General features: G+C 69.1%; 16 protein-coding genes, 1 tRNA gene and 1 other annotated feature. Of the genes, 10 read left to right on the forward strand and 7 right to left on the reverse strand.

Translation table 11 applies throughout. The features are described 5' to 3' along the window. Positions 1–11: 11 nt before the first annotated feature. The gene (gene ngcE / locus BKA15_RS33100; RefSeq protein ID WP_179757878.1) at positions 12–1,454 is read left to right on the forward strand and encodes an N-acetylglucosamine/diacetylchitobiose ABC transporter substrate-binding protein; all 1,443 of its coding nucleotides are present in this window, start codon (positions 12–14) and stop codon (positions 1,452–1,454) included. Here ngcE and BKA15_RS33105 read toward each other — a convergent pair. Further along, on the reverse strand, positions 1,438–2,709 hold the full coding sequence (locus BKA15_RS33105) for a glycosyltransferase 87 family protein (protein WP_179757879.1): 1,272 nt from the start codon (positions 2,707–2,709) through the stop codon (positions 1,438–1,440). The genes ngcE and BKA15_RS33105 overlap by 17 nt on opposite strands. 152 nt (positions 2,710–2,861) lie before the next feature. On the opposite strand from BKA15_RS33105, the gene BKA15_RS33110 reads away from it, so the two are divergent. Together BKA15_RS33110 and BKA15_RS33115 are read left to right on the forward strand one after the other, a co-directional pair. Then, on the forward strand, positions 2,862–4,097 hold the full coding sequence (locus BKA15_RS33110) for a phosphodiester glycosidase family protein (RefSeq protein ID WP_179757880.1): 1,236 nt from the start codon (positions 2,862–2,864) through the stop codon (positions 4,095–4,097). A gap of 922 nt (positions 4,098–5,019) precedes the next feature. Next, positions 5,020–6,263, forward strand: a protein-coding gene (locus tag BKA15_RS33115) for an IS3 family transposase (protein WP_179747869.1) whose coding sequence is annotated in 2 segments (ribosomal slippage) — positions 5,020–5,308 and positions 5,308–6,263 — 1,245 coding nt in all. Because the reading frame shifts where the segments join, the coding sequence is not laid out codon by codon here. Next, positions 5,307–5,435, forward strand: a sequence feature (AL1L pseudoknot). Its footprint overlaps the gene before it by 129 nt. 683 nt (positions 6,264–6,946) lie before the next feature. On the opposite strand, the gene BKA15_RS33120 is transcribed toward BKA15_RS33115, so the two are convergent. Together BKA15_RS33120 and BKA15_RS33125 are read right to left on the reverse strand one after the other, a co-directional pair. Then, on the reverse strand, positions 6,947–7,738 hold the full coding sequence (locus BKA15_RS33120) for an ABC transporter permease (protein WP_179757881.1): 792 nt from the start codon (positions 7,736–7,738) through the stop codon (positions 6,947–6,949). After that, positions 7,735–8,634, reverse strand: a complete 900-nt coding sequence (locus tag BKA15_RS33125; protein ID WP_179757882.1) for an ATP-binding cassette domain-containing protein — start codon at positions 8,632–8,634, stop codon at positions 7,735–7,737. Before BKA15_RS33125 ends, BKA15_RS33120 begins: the two co-directional genes overlap by 4 nt. Before the next feature lie 91 nt (positions 8,635–8,725). Here BKA15_RS33125 and BKA15_RS33130 point away from each other — a divergent pair, with 91 nt between their 5' ends. Both BKA15_RS33130 and BKA15_RS33135 read left to right on the forward strand, forming a co-directional pair. Then, positions 8,726–9,709 (forward strand): TetR/AcrR family transcriptional regulator, encoded by a 984-nt coding sequence (locus BKA15_RS33130; RefSeq protein ID WP_179757883.1) that lies wholly within the window; start codon positions 8,726–8,728, stop codon positions 9,707–9,709. A 55-nt stretch (positions 9,710–9,764) separates the two neighbouring features. Then, a complete protein-coding gene (locus tag BKA15_RS33135) occupies positions 9,765–10,862 on the forward strand; it encodes a Gfo/Idh/MocA family protein (protein WP_179757884.1) in 1,098 nt (365 codons plus the stop codon). Positions 10,863–10,865: 3 nt separating this feature from the next. Here BKA15_RS33135 and BKA15_RS33140 read toward each other — a convergent pair whose 3' ends face one another. The 4 genes from BKA15_RS33140 to BKA15_RS33155 all read right to left on the reverse strand — a co-directional run bounded on the left by BKA15_RS33140 (position 10,866) and on the right by BKA15_RS33155 (position 12,289). Beyond that, positions 10,866–11,363: a DinB family protein gene (locus BKA15_RS33140; protein WP_179757885.1), complete on the reverse strand. Its 498-nt coding sequence runs from the start codon at positions 11,361–11,363 to the stop codon at positions 10,866–10,868. A gap of 104 nt (positions 11,364–11,467) precedes the next feature. After that, complete coding sequence (locus tag BKA15_RS33145; protein ID WP_179757886.1) at positions 11,468–11,884, reverse strand: type II toxin-antitoxin system VapC family toxin; 417 nt, start codon at positions 11,882–11,884, stop codon at positions 11,468–11,470. After that, positions 11,874–12,101 (reverse strand): AbrB/MazE/SpoVT family DNA-binding domain-containing protein, encoded by a 228-nt coding sequence (locus tag BKA15_RS33150; protein WP_179757887.1) that lies wholly within the window; start codon positions 12,099–12,101, stop codon positions 11,874–11,876. Before BKA15_RS33150 ends, BKA15_RS33145 begins: the two co-directional genes overlap by 11 nt. 113 nt (positions 12,102–12,214) lie before the next feature. Beyond that, a tRNA-Arg gene (locus BKA15_RS33155) sits at positions 12,215–12,289 on the reverse strand. Positions 12,290–12,452: 163 nt separating this feature from the next. Between BKA15_RS33155 and lysA the strand changes: the two genes are divergently transcribed. The 5 genes from lysA (at position 12,453) to rho (ending at position 19,687) form a co-directional block, all read left to right on the forward strand. Further along, positions 12,453–13,853, forward strand: a complete 1,401-nt coding sequence (gene lysA, locus BKA15_RS33160) for a diaminopimelate decarboxylase (protein ID WP_179757888.1) — start codon at positions 12,453–12,455, stop codon at positions 13,851–13,853. Between the two features lie 120 nt (positions 13,854–13,973). Continuing rightward, entirely contained in the window at positions 13,974–15,290 is a 1,317-nt protein-coding gene (locus BKA15_RS33165; RefSeq protein ID WP_179757889.1) for a homoserine dehydrogenase, read from the forward strand. Next, entirely contained in the window at positions 15,290–16,411 is a 1,122-nt protein-coding gene (gene thrC, locus BKA15_RS33170; protein ID WP_179757890.1) for a threonine synthase, read from the forward strand. Before BKA15_RS33165 ends, thrC begins: the two co-directional genes overlap by 1 nt. 5 nt (positions 16,412–16,416) lie before the next feature. Further along, a complete protein-coding gene (gene thrB, locus BKA15_RS33175) occupies positions 16,417–17,319 on the forward strand; it encodes a homoserine kinase (protein WP_179757891.1) in 903 nt (300 codons plus the stop codon). A 418-nt stretch (positions 17,320–17,737) separates the two neighbouring features. Continuing rightward, entirely contained in the window at positions 17,738–19,687 is a 1,950-nt protein-coding gene (gene rho, locus BKA15_RS33180) for a transcription termination factor Rho (RefSeq protein ID WP_218871681.1), read from the forward strand. Positions 19,688–19,950: the final 263 nt, after the last annotated feature.

The raw sequence follows: 19,950 nt of genomic DNA on the forward strand, positions 1-19,950 counted from the left end.
GGGAACCGATCATGGCTCCGGAGTTCGACAAGCAGGTCCCGCCGATCACCCGGCGGTCCTTGATCAAGACCGCCGCGGCGGGTGCGGCGCTGGCCGGTACTGGCGGGCTGACCGCCTGTGTGGCCAGCGGCGGTGCGCCCGACCCCGGGGCCTCCTCGTCGGCGGGCGAGCAGACCGCGGACAATCCGCTCGGCGTGGACAAGAAGGCGCCGCTGGAGGTGGTGATCTTCAACGGCGGGTACGGCGATCAGTACGGCAAGGAGCACGTCGCGCTCTACAACACCTGGGCCGGCGGCGAGGTGGGCAAGATGTCGTCGACGGTCAAGATCGCCAGCACGCTGCAGTCGCGGTTCGCCGGCGGCAACCCGCCGGAGGTGATCGACAACTCCGGCGCCGACGCGATGCCGACCGCGACGCTGGTGGCCGACAACCAGCTGGCCGACCTGACGCCGCTGCTGGACGCGCCGTCGGTGGACGACCCGAACACGAAGATCCGGGATCTGCTGATGCCGGCGGCGATCGTCTCCGGTTCCTACGACGGCGTGATGCGGCAGCTGCCGTACGTCTTCGCGATGTGGGGCTTCTGGTACAGCGGGCCGCTGTTCGCGGAGAAGGGCTGGGAACCGGCCAAGACGTGGGACGACTTCCTGGGCCTCTGCGACAAGATCAAGTCCACCGGGCTGGCGCCGTTCGTCCACACCGGCGTGCACACGCAGTACATGGACACGATCCTGGACACGATGGCGATCAAGCACGGCGGCATCGACATCATGCTCAACATCGACAACCTGCGGCCGAACGCGTTCGACAACGAGTCGGTGCTGGCGGCGGCGAAGGCGGTCCGGCAACTGCACGACGAGGGCTACATCATGGAGGGCTCCGAGGGTCTCGACCACACCACCTCGCAGGCGCAGTGGCTGCAGGGCCGGGCCGCCATCATCCCGTGCGGATCGTGGCTGGAGAACGAGATGCGCAAGCAGATCAAGCCCGGCTTCGACATGGTGGCGCAGCCGGTGCCCTCGCTGACCGCGAGCGACCAGCTGCCGTTCGAGGCGCTCTACGGCGGCCCGGGCGAGAACTTCATCGTCGCCGAGAACGCCAAGAACAAGCTCGGCGGCATGCAGTATCTCCGGCTGATGCTGAGCAACGACGCCGGGGCGAAGTTCGCCGAACTGACCGGGTCGCTGATCGCGACCAAGACGGCGCCGGAGAACCTGACCAACCCGACCACCGCACTGAAGTCGGTGGCCGAGGCGACGAAGGCCGCCGGCGAGAACATCTTCAGCCTCAACTTCAACACCTGGTACGCGCCGATGAACGACGCCCGGAAGCGCGAGATGGCCAACCTGATCAACGGCCGGTCCACTCCGGACCAGTACGTCGCCGCGATGCAGAAGGCGGCCGACGAGGTGGCTCAGGACCCGAAGATCAAGAAGTTCACCCGGGAGGCCTGACCGGAGCGGGAGCGAGGGCGATCCAGGTCTGGCGGCAGACCGCCACCGTGAAGACCAGGATCGCCACGTTCCGGATCGCGAGGACGACGGTGCCGACGATCAGGCCCGTCGACACCTCCGCGTCGAGCAGCCCCTGGTAGTAGAGCACCGGGTAGATCAGGTGGGTCAGGACGGCCAGCGCCAGCACCGAGACGCCGAGCAGGTCCAGCAGTGACCGGTCGCCGCGATGGAGGACGCCGAGCGCGGCGACCGGGCCGCCGAGCCAGAGCAGGTACTGCGGGCTGAACGTCTTGTTCGTGATGATCATCAACGCGACGATCGCGATCATCAGCAGGCCGATGCCGAGCAGGCTCGGCTCGGTGGCGCGGAAGGCCCGGATGCACAGGGCGACGATCACGGCGAGACCGGCGATCGTGGCCAGGTTGCTGACCGCGACCATGATCTCGTTGCCGGGTCCGTACACCTCGAAGGCCTGGTACGGAGACATGTCGATCGTCCAGGTCGTCGGGTCGCCGATCCGGGCCAGCATCAGCGGCGTCGCCCAGACCGACTCGATCTGGAGGCCGCGACCGGACTGCCAGGCCAGCGGTGAGATCAGCCGCTGCCAGCCGCCCGCGATCAGGCTGATGAGCGCCAGCCCGAACCCGGCGGCGGCGAAGCCGATCAGGGCCGGCCGCCGGCCTGATTTCGGCGCGGCGAGGGCCGCGATCAACAGGGCCGGCCAGAGCTTGATCGCTGCGCCGATCCCGGTCAGCACGCCGCTCAGTGCGGGCACCCGGCGCAGCGCGAGCAGCGCGCCGCCGGCCAGCACGGCCGGGATCAGGTCGAACCGCAGGTAGGAGAGCGGGCCGACACAGACGATGAAGATCAGCCAGAAGTAGACCGCGCGGCCGGGCCGGTCGCCGCCGGCCCGCCACAGCGCGATCGTGAAAGCCGCGTCGATGATGATCATGAAGCCGACGTAGCCGATGATGTAGCCGGACTGGTTGCCGCCGGAGAGCAGGTACGGGATCGACAGGATCCAGGTGACCGGCGTGGGGTATTCCAGGAAGGTCTGGTCCAGCCCGACCCGGCCCAGGTTGGCGATCTTGCCGAAGTAGTAGCCGACGTCCCCGGTCGCGATGTATTCGGCGTTCAGCCAGACCCCGAGCACCAGGACGCGGCTGGCCAGCCAGAAGATCACCAGGGTGACCGACGGGATGCGGTCGACCAGCGGTCGCGGGGCCGGCCGGGCGTCGGGTGCTGATTCGGGCACGGCGGAGACTCCTGCTGGCTCGAGAGGCGGACCCGCCGGCGGCGGTACGGACGGCGGCGAATCTACCAGGGCTCCGATGCGTCACCGGATCTTCTCGATGCGGTCACGGGAAGGTGGCCCGGCCGTTCGCTGGCAAATGTCAACGTCAAGTCATGATCAAGGGTCGCTTTTCCACCATGACAGCCCTGCTCGGGGGGACCCTCCTCACTCTGGCGCTGGCCGCCGTTCCGGCCACCGCCCGCCCGCCGGAACTGCCGCTCGGCGACGCCGACCTGCCGGAGAGCCGGTCGACCTCCACGCTCGCGCCCGGCGTCACGCTCACCACGATCGTCCGCGGCGACGAGCCGGCCGACCCGGCCGAGATCGCGACCACGACCAGGGGACCGTGGCGCGTCTTCCTGCTCACCATCGATCCGCGCCAGGCCACCGGCGAGATCCGTGCCGTCAAGGGCCCGGACCTGGCCGGGGTCGAGACCACCTCGCAACTGACCGCCGAGGCCGGCGCCCTGGCCGGCGTGAACGCGAGCTTCTTCACCTTCACCGCCTCGCGGGACTATCCCGGCGATCCGGTCGGTCTGGGCGTCTACGACGGCCGGCTGCTCAGCGAGCCGACCACCGACCCGGCCGAGGTCTCGGTGCTGTTCCACCGGGATGGACTGCGCCCGTCGTACGGGCCGTTCAGCTGGTCCGGCCACGTCCAGGGACGTGACCTCAGGGTCGGGCTCGAGTTCGTCAACCACCCGCCGGCGCTGCCCGCCGGCTGCGAGGCGCTGGCCGACCAGGCGGCTTGCCCGACGGACGGCGACACGGTGCTGTTCACGCCCGAGTTCGCGGCCAGCACCCCGTCCGGCCCCGGCACCGAACTGGTGCTGGACTCCCGCGGCTGCGTGAAGCGCCGGGCCGACCAGCGCGGCACCGCACTGGCCAAGGGCGAGCAGTCCCTGCAGGCCACCGGCTCCGACGTCGTCGCCCTGCGCCGGCTGGCCGGCTGCGTGAAGATCGACAGCACCCTGCGGGACGAGGCCGGCCGCGAGGTCCGGCTCGGCCGGGACAGCCAGGCCGTCAACGGCCGCTACCAGCTGCTCCGCAACGGCGAGAACGTCCTGCCCCCGATCGACAACAGCTTCTTCGCCCGCAACCCGCGCACGTTCATCGGCACCAAGTCGACCGGTGAGCTGGTGCTCGGCGTGATCGACGGCCGCCAGACCACCAGCGTCGGCACCACCCTGGAGGAGACCGCGGCCGTCGCGAAGTCCCTCGGCCTCCGCGACGCGATCAACCTCGACGGCGGCGGCTCCTCGACCATGGTCGCCAAGGGCGGCTTGATCAACAAGCCCTCCGGCAGCGCCGAACGCAAGGTCGGCGACGCCCTCGTCTACACCCCCTGACCCCCCAAGAGATCCGCCGACCGGTCACAAAAGCAGGTGTTTTGGCGGCGTGTCGCTGCACTTGTGACTGGTCGGTGGTGATGGGGGGAGCCGGGGCTCTGGCCAATGCCCTCGGAGCAGAGCCTGGATCGGATGTGCGGCGCTGCGCCGGTCCGCGGAATGCACGGATAGCGTCGCGCCGATCGGTGGAGTGTTGTGCCGAAGGGTGGGCGAGGGGAATTGCACCGATCAGCGGTCGCACGGACAGGCGTTGCACTGGTCGGTGGTTGGACGGGAGTTGGGCCGATCAGTTGACGCTCGGACATGCGCTATGCCGACAAGTGGACGTGATGGGCGCTGCACCGATCTGCTGGACCGGGGGCGGGTGCTGCGCGCTCTGCTGGTCCGGGGGGTGGGGTGCGCGATCCGCTGATCCACTACGGTCGCTGCGCCGATTCATAGACATGCGCGCTCTGCGCCGGTGGGGACAGGTGGCGTACTGCGCCGGTCATGGATGTCGGTGCCTGTGCCGATTCCCGGAGGTGTGGAATGCCGAGCCGGTCAGCGCAGGCACGGGTTCGGGCGCCGATTGACCGGCGGACCCTGGCCACGCTCAGCCCGAATTGACCGCACTCGAACCGACAGGGCTGGGCCGAGGTTCCGGAGGAAGTCGCAGCCGTCGTGGCCGGGATCCCGATCGACGCGAACGCGATTCTGCTGACGGGGTCGAGCATGAGGCGAGCCGGCAACTTCGAGGCGGGAGCGCCGGCGTGCTCACTGAGTGATTTGACCTCGATTCCGGCGCGTTCCGTGGGTCAAGCATTCCGCTCGACGCTGTCGAGGCTGCGATGGTGACGCGCCGGTCGCGGTTGTACGGGTGGTGGGGAGGCTGAGTGAACCGCCCCGGGGTGTCCGGAGGCTTCATTAGTTGGAGGATGAAGTCATGGCACGTCCGTCGAAGTATCCCCGCGAGGTGCGGGAGCGTGCGGTCCGGCTGGTCGCTGAGGCGCTGGAGCGCGGCGCTTACCCGTCCGAGTTCGAAGCGATCCGCACGATCGCGGACCAGCTCGGGATCGGGTCGGCCGAGACCGTCAGGAAGTGGGTCCGTCGGGCCGAAGTTGATCATGGTCAGCGGCCGGGGAAGACCAGCGAGGAGATCGCTGAGATCAAGGCGTTGAAGAAGGAGAACGCCGAGTTGCGCCGAGCGAACGAGATCCTCAAGAGCGCGTCGGCTTTCTTCGCGGCGGAGCTCGACCGCCCACCCAGGTACTGATCGTGTTCATCGACGAACACCGGGACCGGTTCGGGGTCGAGCCGATCTGTCGCGTGCTGACCGAGCACGGGATCAAGATCGCCCCGTCCACCTACTACGAGGCCCGTAACCGGCCGCCATCTCGGCGGGCGTTACGAGACACCGAGATCGTCGAGTTGATCAAGACCGCCCGGCAGCAGCGGTTCGTCGACGGGTTCGGTGCTCGGAAGCTGTGGCTGTATCTGCGCCGGCAGGGCCACGACGTGGCCCGGTGCACGGTCGAGCGGTTGATGGCACAAAACGGCTGGCACGGCGCACTCAGGGGCAAGCAGGTGCGAACCACGATCGCCGACCCCAAGCAGGCCCGAGCGGCTGATCTGGTCGACCGGGACTTCACCGCGCCGGCGCCGAACCGGCTCTGGGTGGCCGACTTCACCTACGTGCCGACCTGGGCCGGGATCGTCTACGTCGCGTTCATCATCGACGTGTTCTCCCGGCTGATCGTCGGCTGGCGAGCCGCCACCACGATGACCACCGAACTCGTCCTGGACACCCTCGAACACGCGCTCTGGACCCGCCATCAAGCCGGGATCACCGACCTGACCGGGCTGGTCCACCACACCGACGCCGGCAGTCAGTACACCTCGTTCGCCTTCACCAGCAGGCTGATCGAGGCCGGCGTCGACCCCTCGGTCGGCTCGGTGGGCGATGCCTACGACAACGCCCTGGCCGAGTCCCAGATCGGTCTCTACAAGAGCGAAATGATCCGACGCTGCGGGCCTTGGCGCAATGTTGATCATGTCGAGATCGAGACCCTGCACTGGGTCCACTGGTTCAACCACGAACGCACCCACGAAGCCATCGACGACCTCACACCCATCGAGGTCGAAACCGCGTACTACGCTGCAAGAAACCGTCTCAGCCCGACCGGGTAGAGACACAACCCGAAGCGTCCGGAAAACCCGGGGCGGTTCACAGGCCGCGGTGCGCGCAGGGTCGGGCCTGGCCAGGGTGTGTCGCGATTTCTCTTCGCGTCAGCGGGTGCAACGTTGTACCGCCGCCGTTCGGTCAACGTCAAGAGATTTCGCGACATCACGCGCACGGGATCAGCGGTGCAGCGGCCGGTGGTCCGGACGGCCGGCGGCGACGAGCTCGGCCAGCAGGCGGCGGGTCATGGTGATCCGGGCTGAGCGCTCGCTTCTCGCCGAGTTGGATGCCGCTCCGTAGGTCAAGGGGTCGCCGGTGCGCATTTCTGGGGGTCGGCGGGCGTCCGGTGATGATCTTGTCGAGGTAGCCCCCTGAGCCGGCGGTGCCCTGCCCCGAGATGCGATCCTGTGCCGCTCAGCCGCAGGATCCGCGTCACCACGGCACCGGGCGGATCCCTGCCCTTGGCGTTCCGGTCAAGGCCGGGCTGCTCGGCGTTCCAGCCGTGGCCGCGTCTCCGGTCCGCCGTGTGGCGGGACGAATGCGTCGCCCGCCAGCGTGGATCAGACCCATGGATCAGACCCGGCAGAAGATTCCGTACTGGGCCTTCGGTCCGACCGAAGCCCCGCCGACCGGTCACTACCGCAGCGACACGCCGCAGAAACCGCTGCTTTTGTGACCGGTCGGCGGGGGTTTAGTGGGCGAGGCGGCGGGGGAAGAGCCAGCGGCCCCAGAGGTAGCCGGCGATCAGGATCGCCAGGCACCAGCCGAGGGCCCACCAGGGCTGGCTGCCGAGCGGGGTGTCCATCAGCAGGCCGCGGATGGTCTCGTTGATCGGGGTCAGCGGCTGGTGCTCGGCGAACGCGCGGAGCCAGGCGGGCATCGTGTCGACCGGGACGAACGCACTGGACGCGTACGGCAGGAAGAGCAGGCCGAAGCCGTAGCCGCTGGCCGCGCCGGCGCTCCGGGCGAGCAGGCCGAGGACGGCGAAGATCCAGGTGATCGCGAGGATGTAGAGGGCGATCACGCCGAACGCGGCGAGCCAGCCGAGCGGGCCGGCAGCCGGCCGGAAGCCGATCAGCAGGCCGACCACGAAGACGACCCCGGTGGCCACCAGATTGCGTAGCAGGCTGGCGACCGCGTGGCCGGTGATCACCGCGGACGCGCGCAGCGGCATGGTCCGGAACCGGTTGATGATGCCCTCGGTCATGTCCGTGTTCACGCTGACCGCGGTACTGCTGGCACCGAAGCCGGCACAGGTGAGGATGATCCCCGGTACGACGTAGTTGATGTAGTCGCCGCCGGTCTCGATCGCGCCGCCGAAGACGTACGTGAAGACCAACATCAACATCACCGGCAGGGCGATCGCCATCAGCAGTGCGTCGACCTCGCGCAGCGAGTGCTTCACGCTGCGGCCGATGAAGGCGAGGTTCGTCGCCAGCGGCGAGGGTACGGCGCGCAGCGCCGGCACGGTCAGGGTGGTCATCGGACGAGCTCCCGTCGGTTCTGGTCGGCCGGCGCGTCCCCGGTGAGGGCGAGGAACACGTCGTCCATGGTCGGTTTGCGGAGGGTGATCTGGGCATCCGGGTACGCCGAGCGGTCCAGCCCGGCCAGCACCGCCTGCAGGCCGTCGATGGTTCCGTCCGTCTGGTGCTCGGCGAGCAGCCGGCCGGAGGCGTCGTGCACTTCGACCAACTCGGTGCCGACCTGGGCCTTCAACTCGGCGGCCGATCCCTGGGCGACCACCTGGCCGTTGTTGATCACCGCGATCCGGTCGGCCAACTGGTCCGCCTCCTCCAGGTACTGCGTGGTCAGGAAGATCGTCGTGCCGACGTCGAGCAGGCCGCGGATGGCCTGCCAGAGCGCCTGCCGGCTGCGCGTGTCCAGGCCGGTGGTCGGCTCGTCGAGGAACAGCACCGGTGGCGTGATGATCAAGCTGATCGCCAGGTCGAGCCGGCGCCGCATGCCGCCGGAGTAGGTCTTCACCCGGCGCGGCCCGGCGTCGACGAGGTCGAAGTCGGCCAGCAGTTCGGCGCTGCGGCGGCGGGCGTCGGCCGGGCGGAGACCGGACAACCGAGCCATCAGCTGCAGGTTCTCGGTGCCGGTGAGGAGGTCGTCCACGGCGGCGTACTGGCCGGTCAGGCTGATCGACCGGCGGACCAGGTCGGCCTCGGTGACCACGTCGTGACCGAGGATCGTCGCCCGGCCGCGGTCCGGCGGGATCAGCGTACTGAGGATGTTGATCAAGGTCGTCTTGCCGGCACCGTTCGGGCCGAGCAGGGCGAAGATCGTTCCGGTCGGGACGCTGAGGTCGATCCCGGCCAGGACGGTGGTCTTCCCGTACGACTTCGCGAGACCGGAGATCTCGACGGCGGGTGTCATCGCGGCTCCTAACTGTGTACTGGATACGCAGCGTATCACGTAAACAGTATGCAGCACACACAGAACCAGCGCGGGGCACTATCCTGGCCCGATGAGCGACCCGGTGGAGCAGGAACTGCCGCGTGCCGTGGCGATGGCCTGGGGGATCGCGGCCAACCCGCAACGCGGCCCGAAGCGGGAGTTGAGCCACGAGCTGATCGTCGAGGCCGCGATCGGCATCGCCGACGCCGAAGGGCTCGGGGCCGTGACGATGAGCCGGGTGGCGTCATCGCTCGGATTCACGACGATGTCGCTCTACCGCTACGTCACCAGCAAGGACGACCTGCTGGTGCTGATGGCCGACGCAGCCAGCGAGGTCTCGTACCCGGAGGGCAGCTGGGGCGACGACTGGCGCGCGAACATGTGGGACTGGGCGGCCCTGCTCCGCGGCTGCTATCGCGATCACCCGTGGCTGCTGGAGATCAACCGCACCCCGTCGCTGCTGATGACGCCGAACAACATGGCCGTTGTCGATCTTGGTCTGCGCGCCCTCCGTCCGGCCCGGCTGGAGCTGGCCGAGAAGATCGCGTTGATCATGGTCGTCAGCATGTACGTGCGGAGCTTCTGCGAACTCGAGCAGGAGGTCGCCGACGAGGAGATCGACCTGGCCCGGGACGCCTGGGCCGCCGAGGCGCAGGCCGGCGCGCTGCGGGAGTTGGTCACGCCGGACCGGTTCCCGGACCTCTATCCGATGGTGGTGTCGGGCGAGTACTTCGGCACCTCCGAGTCCCAGCTGGAGGACGCCGACTTCCGGTTCGGCCTGGACCGGCTGCTGGACGGGTTCGCGCGCTATCTGGAAGCGGTCGGTGACCGGACCGCACCGGATGCCGAGCCGCCTCCGGAGCCGCCCGAGATCGGCGAGTTCGCCCGCGACGAGGTGCGCCGCGACAAGGCGGTACGGGCAGCGGCGGCGAAACGCCGGGAGGCCGAGGCGAAGCGCCGCGACGCCGACATCAAGGTTCGCGAGGCCGTCCAACGGGAGCGGGACGCGATCGCCAAGGCCGTCGAGCGGGCCGCCAAGATCAAGTCGGGCTAGAACTGTCCTACTCGAACTTCTCAAGATCAGTGATCATCGCTGACAGACTGGTGCGATGGCCCAGGGGAGTGCAGAAATCACCTATCAGTTCGAGTACGAGCAGCGGGTCCGGTGTGCGTTCATCGGTGCCGGCGGGCACTCGTACCGCAATGTCTATCCGACGTTCCAGTACGCACCCGTCGACCTGGTCGCCGTGTGCGACCGCTCGGCCGACCGAGCGGCGGCGTACGCCCGGACGTTCGGCGCGACGCAGTCCTACCATGATCATCGCGCGATGCTCGAGCAGGAGCGGCCGGACGCCGTCTTCATCGTGACCAGCTACGACGAGGACGGGCGGGTCCAGGCCACCGACCTGGCCCTGGACTGTCTCGCGGCCGGCAGCCATGTCTGGATGGAGAAGCCGACCGCGGCCTCGGTGGCCGAGGTGCTCGAGTTGAAGACCGCCGCCGAGTCGGCCGGCCGGTTCGTGATGACCGGGCTGAAGAAGATCTTCACGCCGGCGATGGAAAAGGCGAAGTCGATCATCGAGTCCGACGAGTTCGGGCCGGTCTCCTCGATCATCGTACGGTATCCGCAGGGGTTGCCCGACGACGATCGCAAACAGGACCCGCGGGAGCTGATCGGCTTCCTTGATCACATCTACCACCCGGGCGCGGTGCTCGGGTACCTCGGGGGCAAGATCACCAGATTCGGCTACGAGCGGGAGCCCGCGGGCGGTTCGGTGGCGATGCTTCGCTTCGAGTCCGGTGCGATCGGCTCGCTGCACCTGGCCGCCGGAGCGGCGGGCACCAGCCCGCTGGAACGGGTCGAGGTGGTCGGCCGGGACGCCAATCTGGTGATCGACAACGGGGTCCGGCTGACCTACTACCGGCCCGGGGTGAGGCTCGGCTACGGCCGCAATCCGAGCTATGTCGTGGATGACGACGTGGCGCCGCTGGTCTGGCAGCCCGAGTTCTCTCTCGGCCAGCTGTACAACAAGAACCTGTTCTATCTCGGCTACGTGCCGGAGGTGCGGCACTTCTGCGAGAGCGTGCTGGCCGGCACTCCGCCCACCAAGGGCACCCTGGACGAATCGCTGGCGATCATGCACCTGTTCGACGCCTACCGGCTGACCCCGCCAGGGCAGACCGTGGACCTGCCGCTGCCTGGTTGAGCGTCAGCGGCCGGTGGTGCCGTCGATCAACTCGCGCAGGATGTCCGCATGGCCCGCGTGCCGGCCGGTCTCCTCGATCAGGTGGGTGAGTGCCCAGCGCACGCTCGGTCCGCGCTGGTTGCCCGGCCGGGGCAGGGTCGCTGCGAGATCGCTGTAGCCGTCCAGCACCTCGTTTGCCCGCGCGACCGTCGCCCGGTAAAGGTCGACCACATCGGCCACGCTGTCGCCGGGTGCGGCGCGGAAGGTCGCCGGCCAGTTGGTGATCTTGTCGCCGAGCAGGGTGGCCCGCTCGACGAAGATCAGGTGGTTGAGCAGGCCGAGCAGGTTGGTGCCCGACGGGACCAGGGCCGTCCGCACCTCCGGCTCCGGCGCACCGTCGACCTTCGCCGCGATCGAGGTCCGAAGGTAGTCGAGGAACCCACGGAGCACCTCAGCCTCGGTGCTCCCGGTCCGGGGCGGCGGCGTGTCCCGGCGACGGGCACGGCGGGTGGCTGTGGGCACAACGATCTCCTTCGGCGATGACCGGCGGCGTTGGTCGCCAGTCTCGTCGGGAGCGGCCGATCCGGCACGACTGTTTGCGGATTCGGCAAGGAGCGAGTCGGTGACTACGCGGGAGCGACCAGGTCGACGCTCGGAAAGTACGTCCGGTACCGGCGGGCATCCCTGGTCAGCAGGCGATGGTCGGCGACGGCCGCGTGGGCGCCGATGTAGAAGTCGGGCAGCGGTGTCGGCTTGGAGTCGCGACGGCGTCGGTAGTCCAGGAACGCCTTCCCGGCAAGGAATCCGGCGGAGTAGGGCAGTGGCTCCCGTCGGAAAGTCGTTTCGGGCAGTGCTTCGTCGAGTTCCTCGATCCGCTCGAAGCCGACGGACACCTCGGCGTAGATCAGGGGATTGATGATCACCGTGCCGTGGTCGAGGGCGTTGGCGAGCTGGGTGGCCGACCACTCGGACCAGGTCGAGTCGTCGGTGAGGACGTCGAGCAGCACATTCGAATCGACCAGGGTCGTCCGCTCATTCGCCACGCAACAGTTCCATCAACTCGTCGGTGGTCCGGCTGGTTGTCGCGCGACCGCGCATCCGGTGGACGGTTCGGGCTCCGCGGCTCTGGCCCGGGTTGCGGTGGACGATCCGCAAGGAATTGCCGTCCTCGATCACATCGACCTCGTCGCCCGCGGCGAAGCCGTGCTTGGCGCGGAGCTCGGCCGGGATGGTGACCTGCCCCTTGCTGTTGAGCTTCATCCAGCCTCCTGACACGTATCACTTGTCATACATGATACGTAGTAGACCGCCGGGATCGGCGATCGGCTGGTGGTGAATTCGGCGCTGCGCTCACACCTGAACAGGTGTGGTGCTGGCGCCCCCGGCAGGATTCGAACCTGCGCACCCGCCTCCGGAGGGCGGTGCTCTATCCCCTGAGCTACGGGGGCCGGATGGCCGAAGAGAAATGTACCAGTGATCGACCGCGGATGCGCACTCGGTTCGGGCGGGACGGTCCACGAGATGAAAAGGCGGGGCATCGGCCGGCCGGTTCTGGCAGAGTTCCGCCGTGATCTCGTGCCCCTCCGGACTGCTCCGCTCCGGGTATCGCCGATGAACGCGTCGCACATCGCCGGCGCGATCCATGCCGACGCCGCCGGGCCGCACCCGCGCTGGCTCGACGTACCCGAGGACGTCAACGCGCTGCTGCCCGGGCTGTGGAGCCGGCACGTCGCGAAGGACGGGCAGGGAGTGCTGACGATCACCGGGCGGTCGGTGACGGAGATCGCCGAAGAAGTGGGTACGCCCGCGTACCTGCTCGACGAGGACGACCTGCGGGCCCGGGCCACGGCCTTCCGGACGGCGTTCGACGGCTGGGACGTCTACTACGCCGGCAAATCCTTCCTCTGTACGGCGGTCGCCCGCTGGGTCAGTGAGGAAGGGCTCGGCGTCGACGTCTGCACCGGCGGCGAGCTGGCCGTCGCGCTGCGGGCGGGCGTCGACCCGGCCCGGATCGGACTGCACGGCAACAACAAGAGCGTCGTCGAGCTGCGGACGGCGATCGAGGCCGGCGTGGGCCGGATCATCGTCGACTCCTTCGACGAGATCGGCCGGCTCGGCGAACTGGCCGAGCAGCTGGGCGCGACGCCGCGGGTGATGGTCCGGGTGACCACCGGCGTCGAGGCGCACACCCACGAATACATCGCGACCGCGCACGAAGATCAGAAGTTCGGCTTCTCGATCGCCGGCGGCGCCGCGCTGCGGGCGCTGCGCGAGTGTCATGATCATCCGCGGCTCGAGTTGATCGGCATCCACTCCCACATCGGGTCGCAGATCTTCGAGCCGGACGGGTTCGAGGTGGCGGCTCGGCGTACCCTCCGGCTGCGGGCCGAGGCGGCCAAGATCATCGGCCTCGAGCTGCCGGAACTTGATCTTGGTGGTGGCTTCGGAATCGCTTATACGTCAGAGGATTCGCCGGCCACACCGGGCCAGCTCGCGGACGCCCTGACCAAGATCATCCAGTCCGAGTGCGAGGCACTCGGGGCGACGGTGCCGCACCTGTCGATCGAGCCGGGCCGGGCGATCAGCGGACCGACCACGTTCGCTCTGTATCGCGTCGGCACGGTCAAGCCGGTGGAGCTGGACGGCGGCCACACCCGGCTGTACGTGTCCATCGACGGCGGCATGAGCGACAACATCAGGACCGCCCTCTACGGCGCCGACTACTCGGCCACGCTGGCCTCCCGCCGGTCCGGTGCCGAACCGGTGCTGTCCCGGGTCGTCGGTGTGCACTGCGAGGGCGGCGACATCCTGGTCCGGGACGAGTTCCTGCCCTCCGACATCGCCCCGGGTGATCTGCTCGCGGTGCCGGCGGTCGGCGCGTACTGCCGGTCGATGGCCAGCAACTACAACCACGTACCGCGGCCGCCGGTGATCGGGGTCCGGGACGGCCGGCTGACCACGCTGGTGCGGCGAGAGACTATCGAGGACCTGCTGCGGCTCGACGTCGGGTGAGCCGCAGCGGTCCGAGTAGGACAGAATGCCGAGTAGGACAGTCAAGATGGGGCAGGATCCGCCGCGGCCGCACCGCATGGGCGGAGTCCGCGACAACCACCAGAATTCACGAGGTCATCGATGAGCACAGCCGAGCCGCTCGCCACCACGCCGCTGAAGGTCGCCGTGCTGGGTTGCGGCACCGTCGGCACCGAGGTGGTGCGCCTGCTCACCGACTCGGCCGATGACCTGCGGGCCCGGATCGGCCGGCCGCTCGAACTGATCGGCATCGCGGTCCGCCGGGCCGGCCGGGAGCGCCCGGGGATCGACCCGGCCCTGCTCACCACCGACGCGGAGAAACTGGTCAGTTCCGGCGCCGACCTGGTGATCGAGGTGATCGGCGGCATCGAACCCGCCCGGAACCTGATCCTCACCGCGCTGAAGAACGGCGCCTCGGTCGTCACGGCCAACAAGGCCCTGCTCGCCCAGGACGGCTCGACCCTGTTCGCCGCGGCGGAGGAGGCCGGCGTCGACCTCTACTTCGAGGCGGCGGTGGCCGGCGCGATCCCGATCATCCGGCCGCTGCGCGAATCCCTGGTCGGCGACGAGATCACCGCCGTGATCGGCATCGTCAACGGCACCACGAACTTCATCCTGGACAAGATGGACACCAGCGGTGCCGGCTTTGCCGAGACGCTGACCGAGGCCCAGGATCTCGGGTACGCCGAGCCGGATCCGACCGCCGACATCGAGGGGTTCGACGCCGCCGCCAAGGCCGCGATCCTGTCCAGCCTGGCCTTCCACACCCGGGTCACCAGCGCCGACGTGTACCGGGAGGGGATCACCGACGTCACGTCGACCGACATCGCCTCGGCCAAGGCGATGGGCTGCGTGGTCAAGGCGGTCGCGATCTGTCAGCTCACCGGCCCCGACGCGAACGGCGAGCGGGCGGTCTCGGTCCGGACCCATCCGGCGATGATCCCGCGCCATCATCCGCTCGCCTCGGTCGGCGGCGCCTACAACGCGGTGTTCGTCGAATCGAAGTCGGCCGGTCGGCTGATGTTCTACGGGCCCGGCGCGGGCGGTCCGCCGACGGCGAGCGCGGTGCTCGGCGACGTGGTGACGGTCGCCCGGAACCGGCTCCGCGGCGCCGCCGGGCCGGGGGAGTCGAGTTACGCCGCCCGGCCGATCTCGTCGATCGACACCGTGATCACCCGCTATCACCTCTCGCTCGAGGTGACCGACGTGGCGGGCGTGCTGGCCACCATCGCGAACTGCTTCGCCGACCACGGCGTCTCCATCCAGACCGTACGGCAGCAGGGCCGGGGCGCCGACGCCCAACTGGTGATCGTCACCCACCCGGCTCCGGATGCGGCACTCAGCGCCACTGTGGAATCGTTGCGGGAGTTGGACGTGGTCGTCGAGGTGACCAGCGTGATGAGAGTCGAGGGTGAGTGATGACCCTGTTTGATCATGGGACGCAGCCTGCTGGCGAGGCGCAGGGGACGACCCACGGGATCATCGCGCGCTACCGGGACTGGCTGCCGATCGATCCCGCCGCCAAGGTGATCACGCTCGGCGAGGGCAACACGCCGCTGGTCGCCGCGGAGAACCTGTCGGACCGGCTCGGCGGTGAGGTCTGGCTCAAGGTCGAGGGCGCCAATCCGACCGGCTCCTTCAAGGATCGCGGCATGACGGTCGCCGTCACCGCCGCCCTGCACGAAGGGGCGACCGCGGTCGTCTGCGCCTCCACCGGGAACACGTCGGCCTCCGCATCGGCGTACGCCGCGAAGGCCGGGCTGCTGCCGATCGTGCTGCTGCCGGCCGGCCGGATCGCCGCCGGGAAGCTCGCCCAGGCCATCGTGCACGGCGCCAAGGTGGTCCAGATCGACGGCAACTTCGATGACTGCCTCGGGCTGGCCCAGAAGCTCGCCGACCACTACCCGGTGTCCCTGGTGAACTCGGTCAACCGGATCCGGCTGGAGGGCCAGAAGACGGCCGCGTTCGAGATCGTCGACCTGCTCGGCGACGCCCCCGACATCCACGCGATGCCGGTCGGGAACGGCGGCAACCTGCCGGCCTACTGGCGTGGTTATGTCGAGTACGCCGACGCCGGCCGGGCCACCCGGCGGCCCCGGATGTGGGGGTTCCAGGCTGCCGGCGCGGCGCCGTTGGTGCTGGGTCACCCGGTGCTGAATCCGGAGACCGTGGCCACCGCGATCCGGGTCGGCAACCCGGCGTCGACCGCGCTCGCGGTTGCCGCGCGGGACGAGTCCGGCGGGCTGTTCGAGGCCGTACCGGACGATCAGATCCTGGCCGCCCAGCAGTACCTCGCGGCCAGGGAGGGCGTGTTCGTCGAGCCGGCCTCCGCGACCGGGGTCGCCGGACTGCTGGCGAAGGCGGAGCGCGGTGAGCTGGAGTCCGGGCTGCGGATCGTGATCACGGTGACCGGCAATGGGCTCAAGGACGTCGACACCGCCCTGTCCGGCCACGCGGCGCTGACCGGGCAGACGATCGGGTCCGCACCGGTGGTGCCGGCGGCGCTGGCCGAGGTCGCCGCGGTCTGCGGGCTGGAGTAGGCGCCTTGGCAGCGGACCTGGTCGGGCGCACCGTGACGGTCTCGGCGCCGGCGACCAGCGCGAATCTGGGGCCCGGCTTCGACCATCTCGGGCTCGCGTTCGACCTGCGTCAGGCGGCGACGCTGCGGGTCACCGAGACCGGTTTCACCGCAGCGGTGACCGGTGAGGGTGCCGACACGGTGCCGCGGGACGGCTCGCACCTGATCCTCCGGTCCGCCGTCGCGGCGCTGGCCGACCTCGGCCGCGAGGTGCCGGGCCTGGCGCTGACCGCGGACAACGTCATTCCGCACGGCCGGGGCCTCGGCTCGTCGGCGGCCGCGATCATCGCCGGTCTGTTCGCCGGTACGGTGCTCGCCGGCGTCGACCCGGAGCCGGAGCGGTTGCTCGGCCTGGCCAATGAACTCGAGGGCCACGCCGACAACGTCGCCGCCGCGCTGCTGGGCGGGCTGGTGATCGCCTATCCGGAGCCGGACCGGGTCGGAGCCGTGAGCGTTCCCGTACACCCGGAGCTCGGTGCCACCGTTTACCTGCCGGACACCTCGGTGCCCACCAGCGAGGCGCGCGGGTTGCTGCCGGCCGAGGTGCCGCACAGCGACGCCGCGGCGAACGCGGGCCGGGCCGCGCTGCTCGTCGAGGCCCTCTCCCGCACCCCGGACCTGCTGCTGCCGGCGACCGAGGACCGGCTCCACCAGCGCTATCGCCGGACCGCTATGCCGGAGTCGTACGACCTGCTGGAACTCCTGAGGAGCAAGGGATTCGCGGCCGTGGTCAGCGGTGCCGGGCCGTCCGTCCTGGTGCTCGGGCGGGCACCGTCGCTGGCCGGTCTGCCGGAGCATCCGGGATTCCGCCGGAGGAGCCTGGCGATCGGCGCCGGGGCCAGGGTGGAACCGCCCGCCGCGGCAGTGTGACGAACACGACTTTCGGTGCCACTCCGCGGAAAATCACCCTTTCTGGCCTGATGGTGCTAGCCTGATTGTGCCGACGGTGAAGAGAGCACGCGGTTTGGCTTGCGGGTCTTTTCCCCGGCAGCGCCCCGGGTCTGGCGCAACGGCGATCACCCAGAGGTCGATGCCAAGTCGAGAAATGTTTGGCCGACCTGATCGCTGTCGATGACCCAACTGATGAATCCCGCGTCCACGGCCTTGGCATAGGCGGAGGTGGCGAGGGAGTTCAAAGAAACGTTCCCCCAGGCGAATCCTGTGGGGTCAGGAAGGGTGACGAACACCCGAACCGAGAAGGAAACTCGTGACAGATACCGCCGAAGTGACGAGCGCGCCCTCAGCTGGCGACGCTCCCCGCAAGCGCAAGGGTTCTGGTCTGGAGGCCATGGTCCTCCCGGAGCTGAAGCAGCTTGCCGGCTCACTCGGAATCAAGGGCCTCGGCGCCATGCGCAAGGGCCAACTGATCGACGCCATCAAGGCCGCGCAGAGCGGATCCAACCGATCCGGCTCCGCCGAGCAGGCGCCGGCCACCGAAGCTGCGGCGGAGCGGCCGCGGAACGGGAACCGCCGGGAGGGCCGCCAGTCGGCCCCGGCCGATCAGCCGACGCTGGACGCGTCGATCGAACAGCCGAGCAGCAACGGCACCCATGAGCCCGTCCGTGAGCAGGGCCAGCCGCGCCGCGAGCAGCGTGAGCAGAGCCAGCAGCGCGAGCAGAATCAGCCGCGCGAGCAGGGTCAGCCGCGCGAGCAGCGTGAGCCGGGACAGGCTCGCGACGGTCAGGCCGAGCGGCCGTCCGTCGACCCCGAGGTGCAGGCCCGGGTCGAGCAGGAGATCAAGGCCCAGGTCGAACGCCGCTCCCGGGGCGACAACGACGGCGACCGGGAACCGCGCCAGCGCGGCGGCGAGGCCGAGAGCCGGTCCGACAACAACAACAACAACGCCGACGGCGATCGCAACGACGGCGACGACGGCCGCCGCGGCCGTCGCCAGAGCAACCAGAACAACAACAGCAATCAACATCGCGGCGGCGGTAGCGACTTCGACGACGAGCAGGGCGGTCGCCGGGGCCGGCGGCGGCGCAGCCGGGACCGGCAGAGCCGGCGCCGGGGCGGTTCCGGCCAGCTCGGCGGCGCGGAGCGCTTCGACGAGCCGGTGGTGTCGGAGGACGACGTCCTGGTCGAGACCAAGGGCATCCTCGACGTGCTGGACAACTACGCCTTCGTCCGGACCACCGGGTACCTGCCCGGTCCCGACGACGCGTACGTCTCGCTGTCCATGGTGAAGCGGTTCGGCCTGCGCAAGGGCGACATCATCACCGGCGAGATCCGTACCCCCAAGGACGGGGAGCGGAAGGAGAAGTTCAATCCGCTGGTGAAGCTGACCACGGTCAACGGTGCGGATCCCGAGGCCAGCAAGGGCCGGCTCGAGTTCAGCAAGCTGACCCCGCTGTATCCGCAGGAGCGGCTGCGGCTGGAGACCACGGCCAACAAGCTGAGCACGCGACTGATCGACATCGTGTCGCCGATCGGCAAGGGTCAGCGTGGCTTGATCGTTTCGCCGCCGAAGGCCGGCAAGACGTTGATCATGCAGGCCATCGCGAACGCGATCGCCACCAACAACCCGGAAGTCCACCTGATGGTGGTGCTGGTGGACGAGCGTCCGGAGGAGGTCACCGACTTCGAGCGCACTGTTCAGGGTGAGGTCATCTCCTCGACGTTCGACCGGCCGGCCGAAGATCACACGACGGTCGCCGAGCTGGCGATCGAACGGGCCAAGCGGCTGGTCGAGCTGGGCAAGGACGTCGTGATCTTGCTCGACGGCATCACCCGCCTCGGCCGCGCGTACAACCTGGCGGCCCCGGCGTCCGGCCGGATCCTGTCCGGTGGTGTCGACTCGGCCGCGCTGTATCCGCCGAAGAAGTTCTTCGGTGCGGCGCGGAACATCGAGAACGGCGGCTCGCTGACCATCCTGGCCACGGCGCTGATCGAGACCGGCTCGAAGATGGACGAAGTGATCTTCGAGGAGTTCAAGGGCACCGGCAACATGGAGCTCCGGCTGCGCCGCGAGTTCGCCGACAAGCGGATCTTCCCCGCGATCGACGTCGACGCCTCCAGCACCCGCCGCGAAGAATTGCTGATGAGCAAGGAAGAGCTCAACGTCGTCTGGCGGCTGCGCCGCGTGCTGTCCGGCCTCGAGGGCGTCCAGGGTCTGGAGATGCTGCTGGACCGGATGCGCAAGACGCAAAGCAACCAGGAGTTCCTGGTGGCGATCACCCGAAGCGTTCCCGGCGCCGGCGCTCGAACCGGTGTCACCGCCGGCTCCGACGACGACTGACCCACACGCACCAAGATTCGATCCCCGGACCCGCGAGGTCCGGGGATCGAGTCGTTTCCAGGGACCTTGATCAGGCCAGGCAGATGATCAGTCGCGGCTGCGGCCCAACCGGCCGGTGATCGTTCTGCGGGCGGAATTGCAACTGGCAACCGTTTTCATTATCGTTTTCTCTCGACCCGGGTCTGGTGATCATCGGGGGTCTCCGCAGCACGCCATCGAGAGATGAGGTCGACCAGTGCCGACATTCCGCGCTCACCCCGGCA

Source organism: Microlunatus parietis (assembly GCF_013407955.1).
Classification (GTDB): Bacteria; Actinomycetota; Actinomycetes; order Propionibacteriales; family Propionibacteriaceae; genus Microlunatus; species Microlunatus parietis.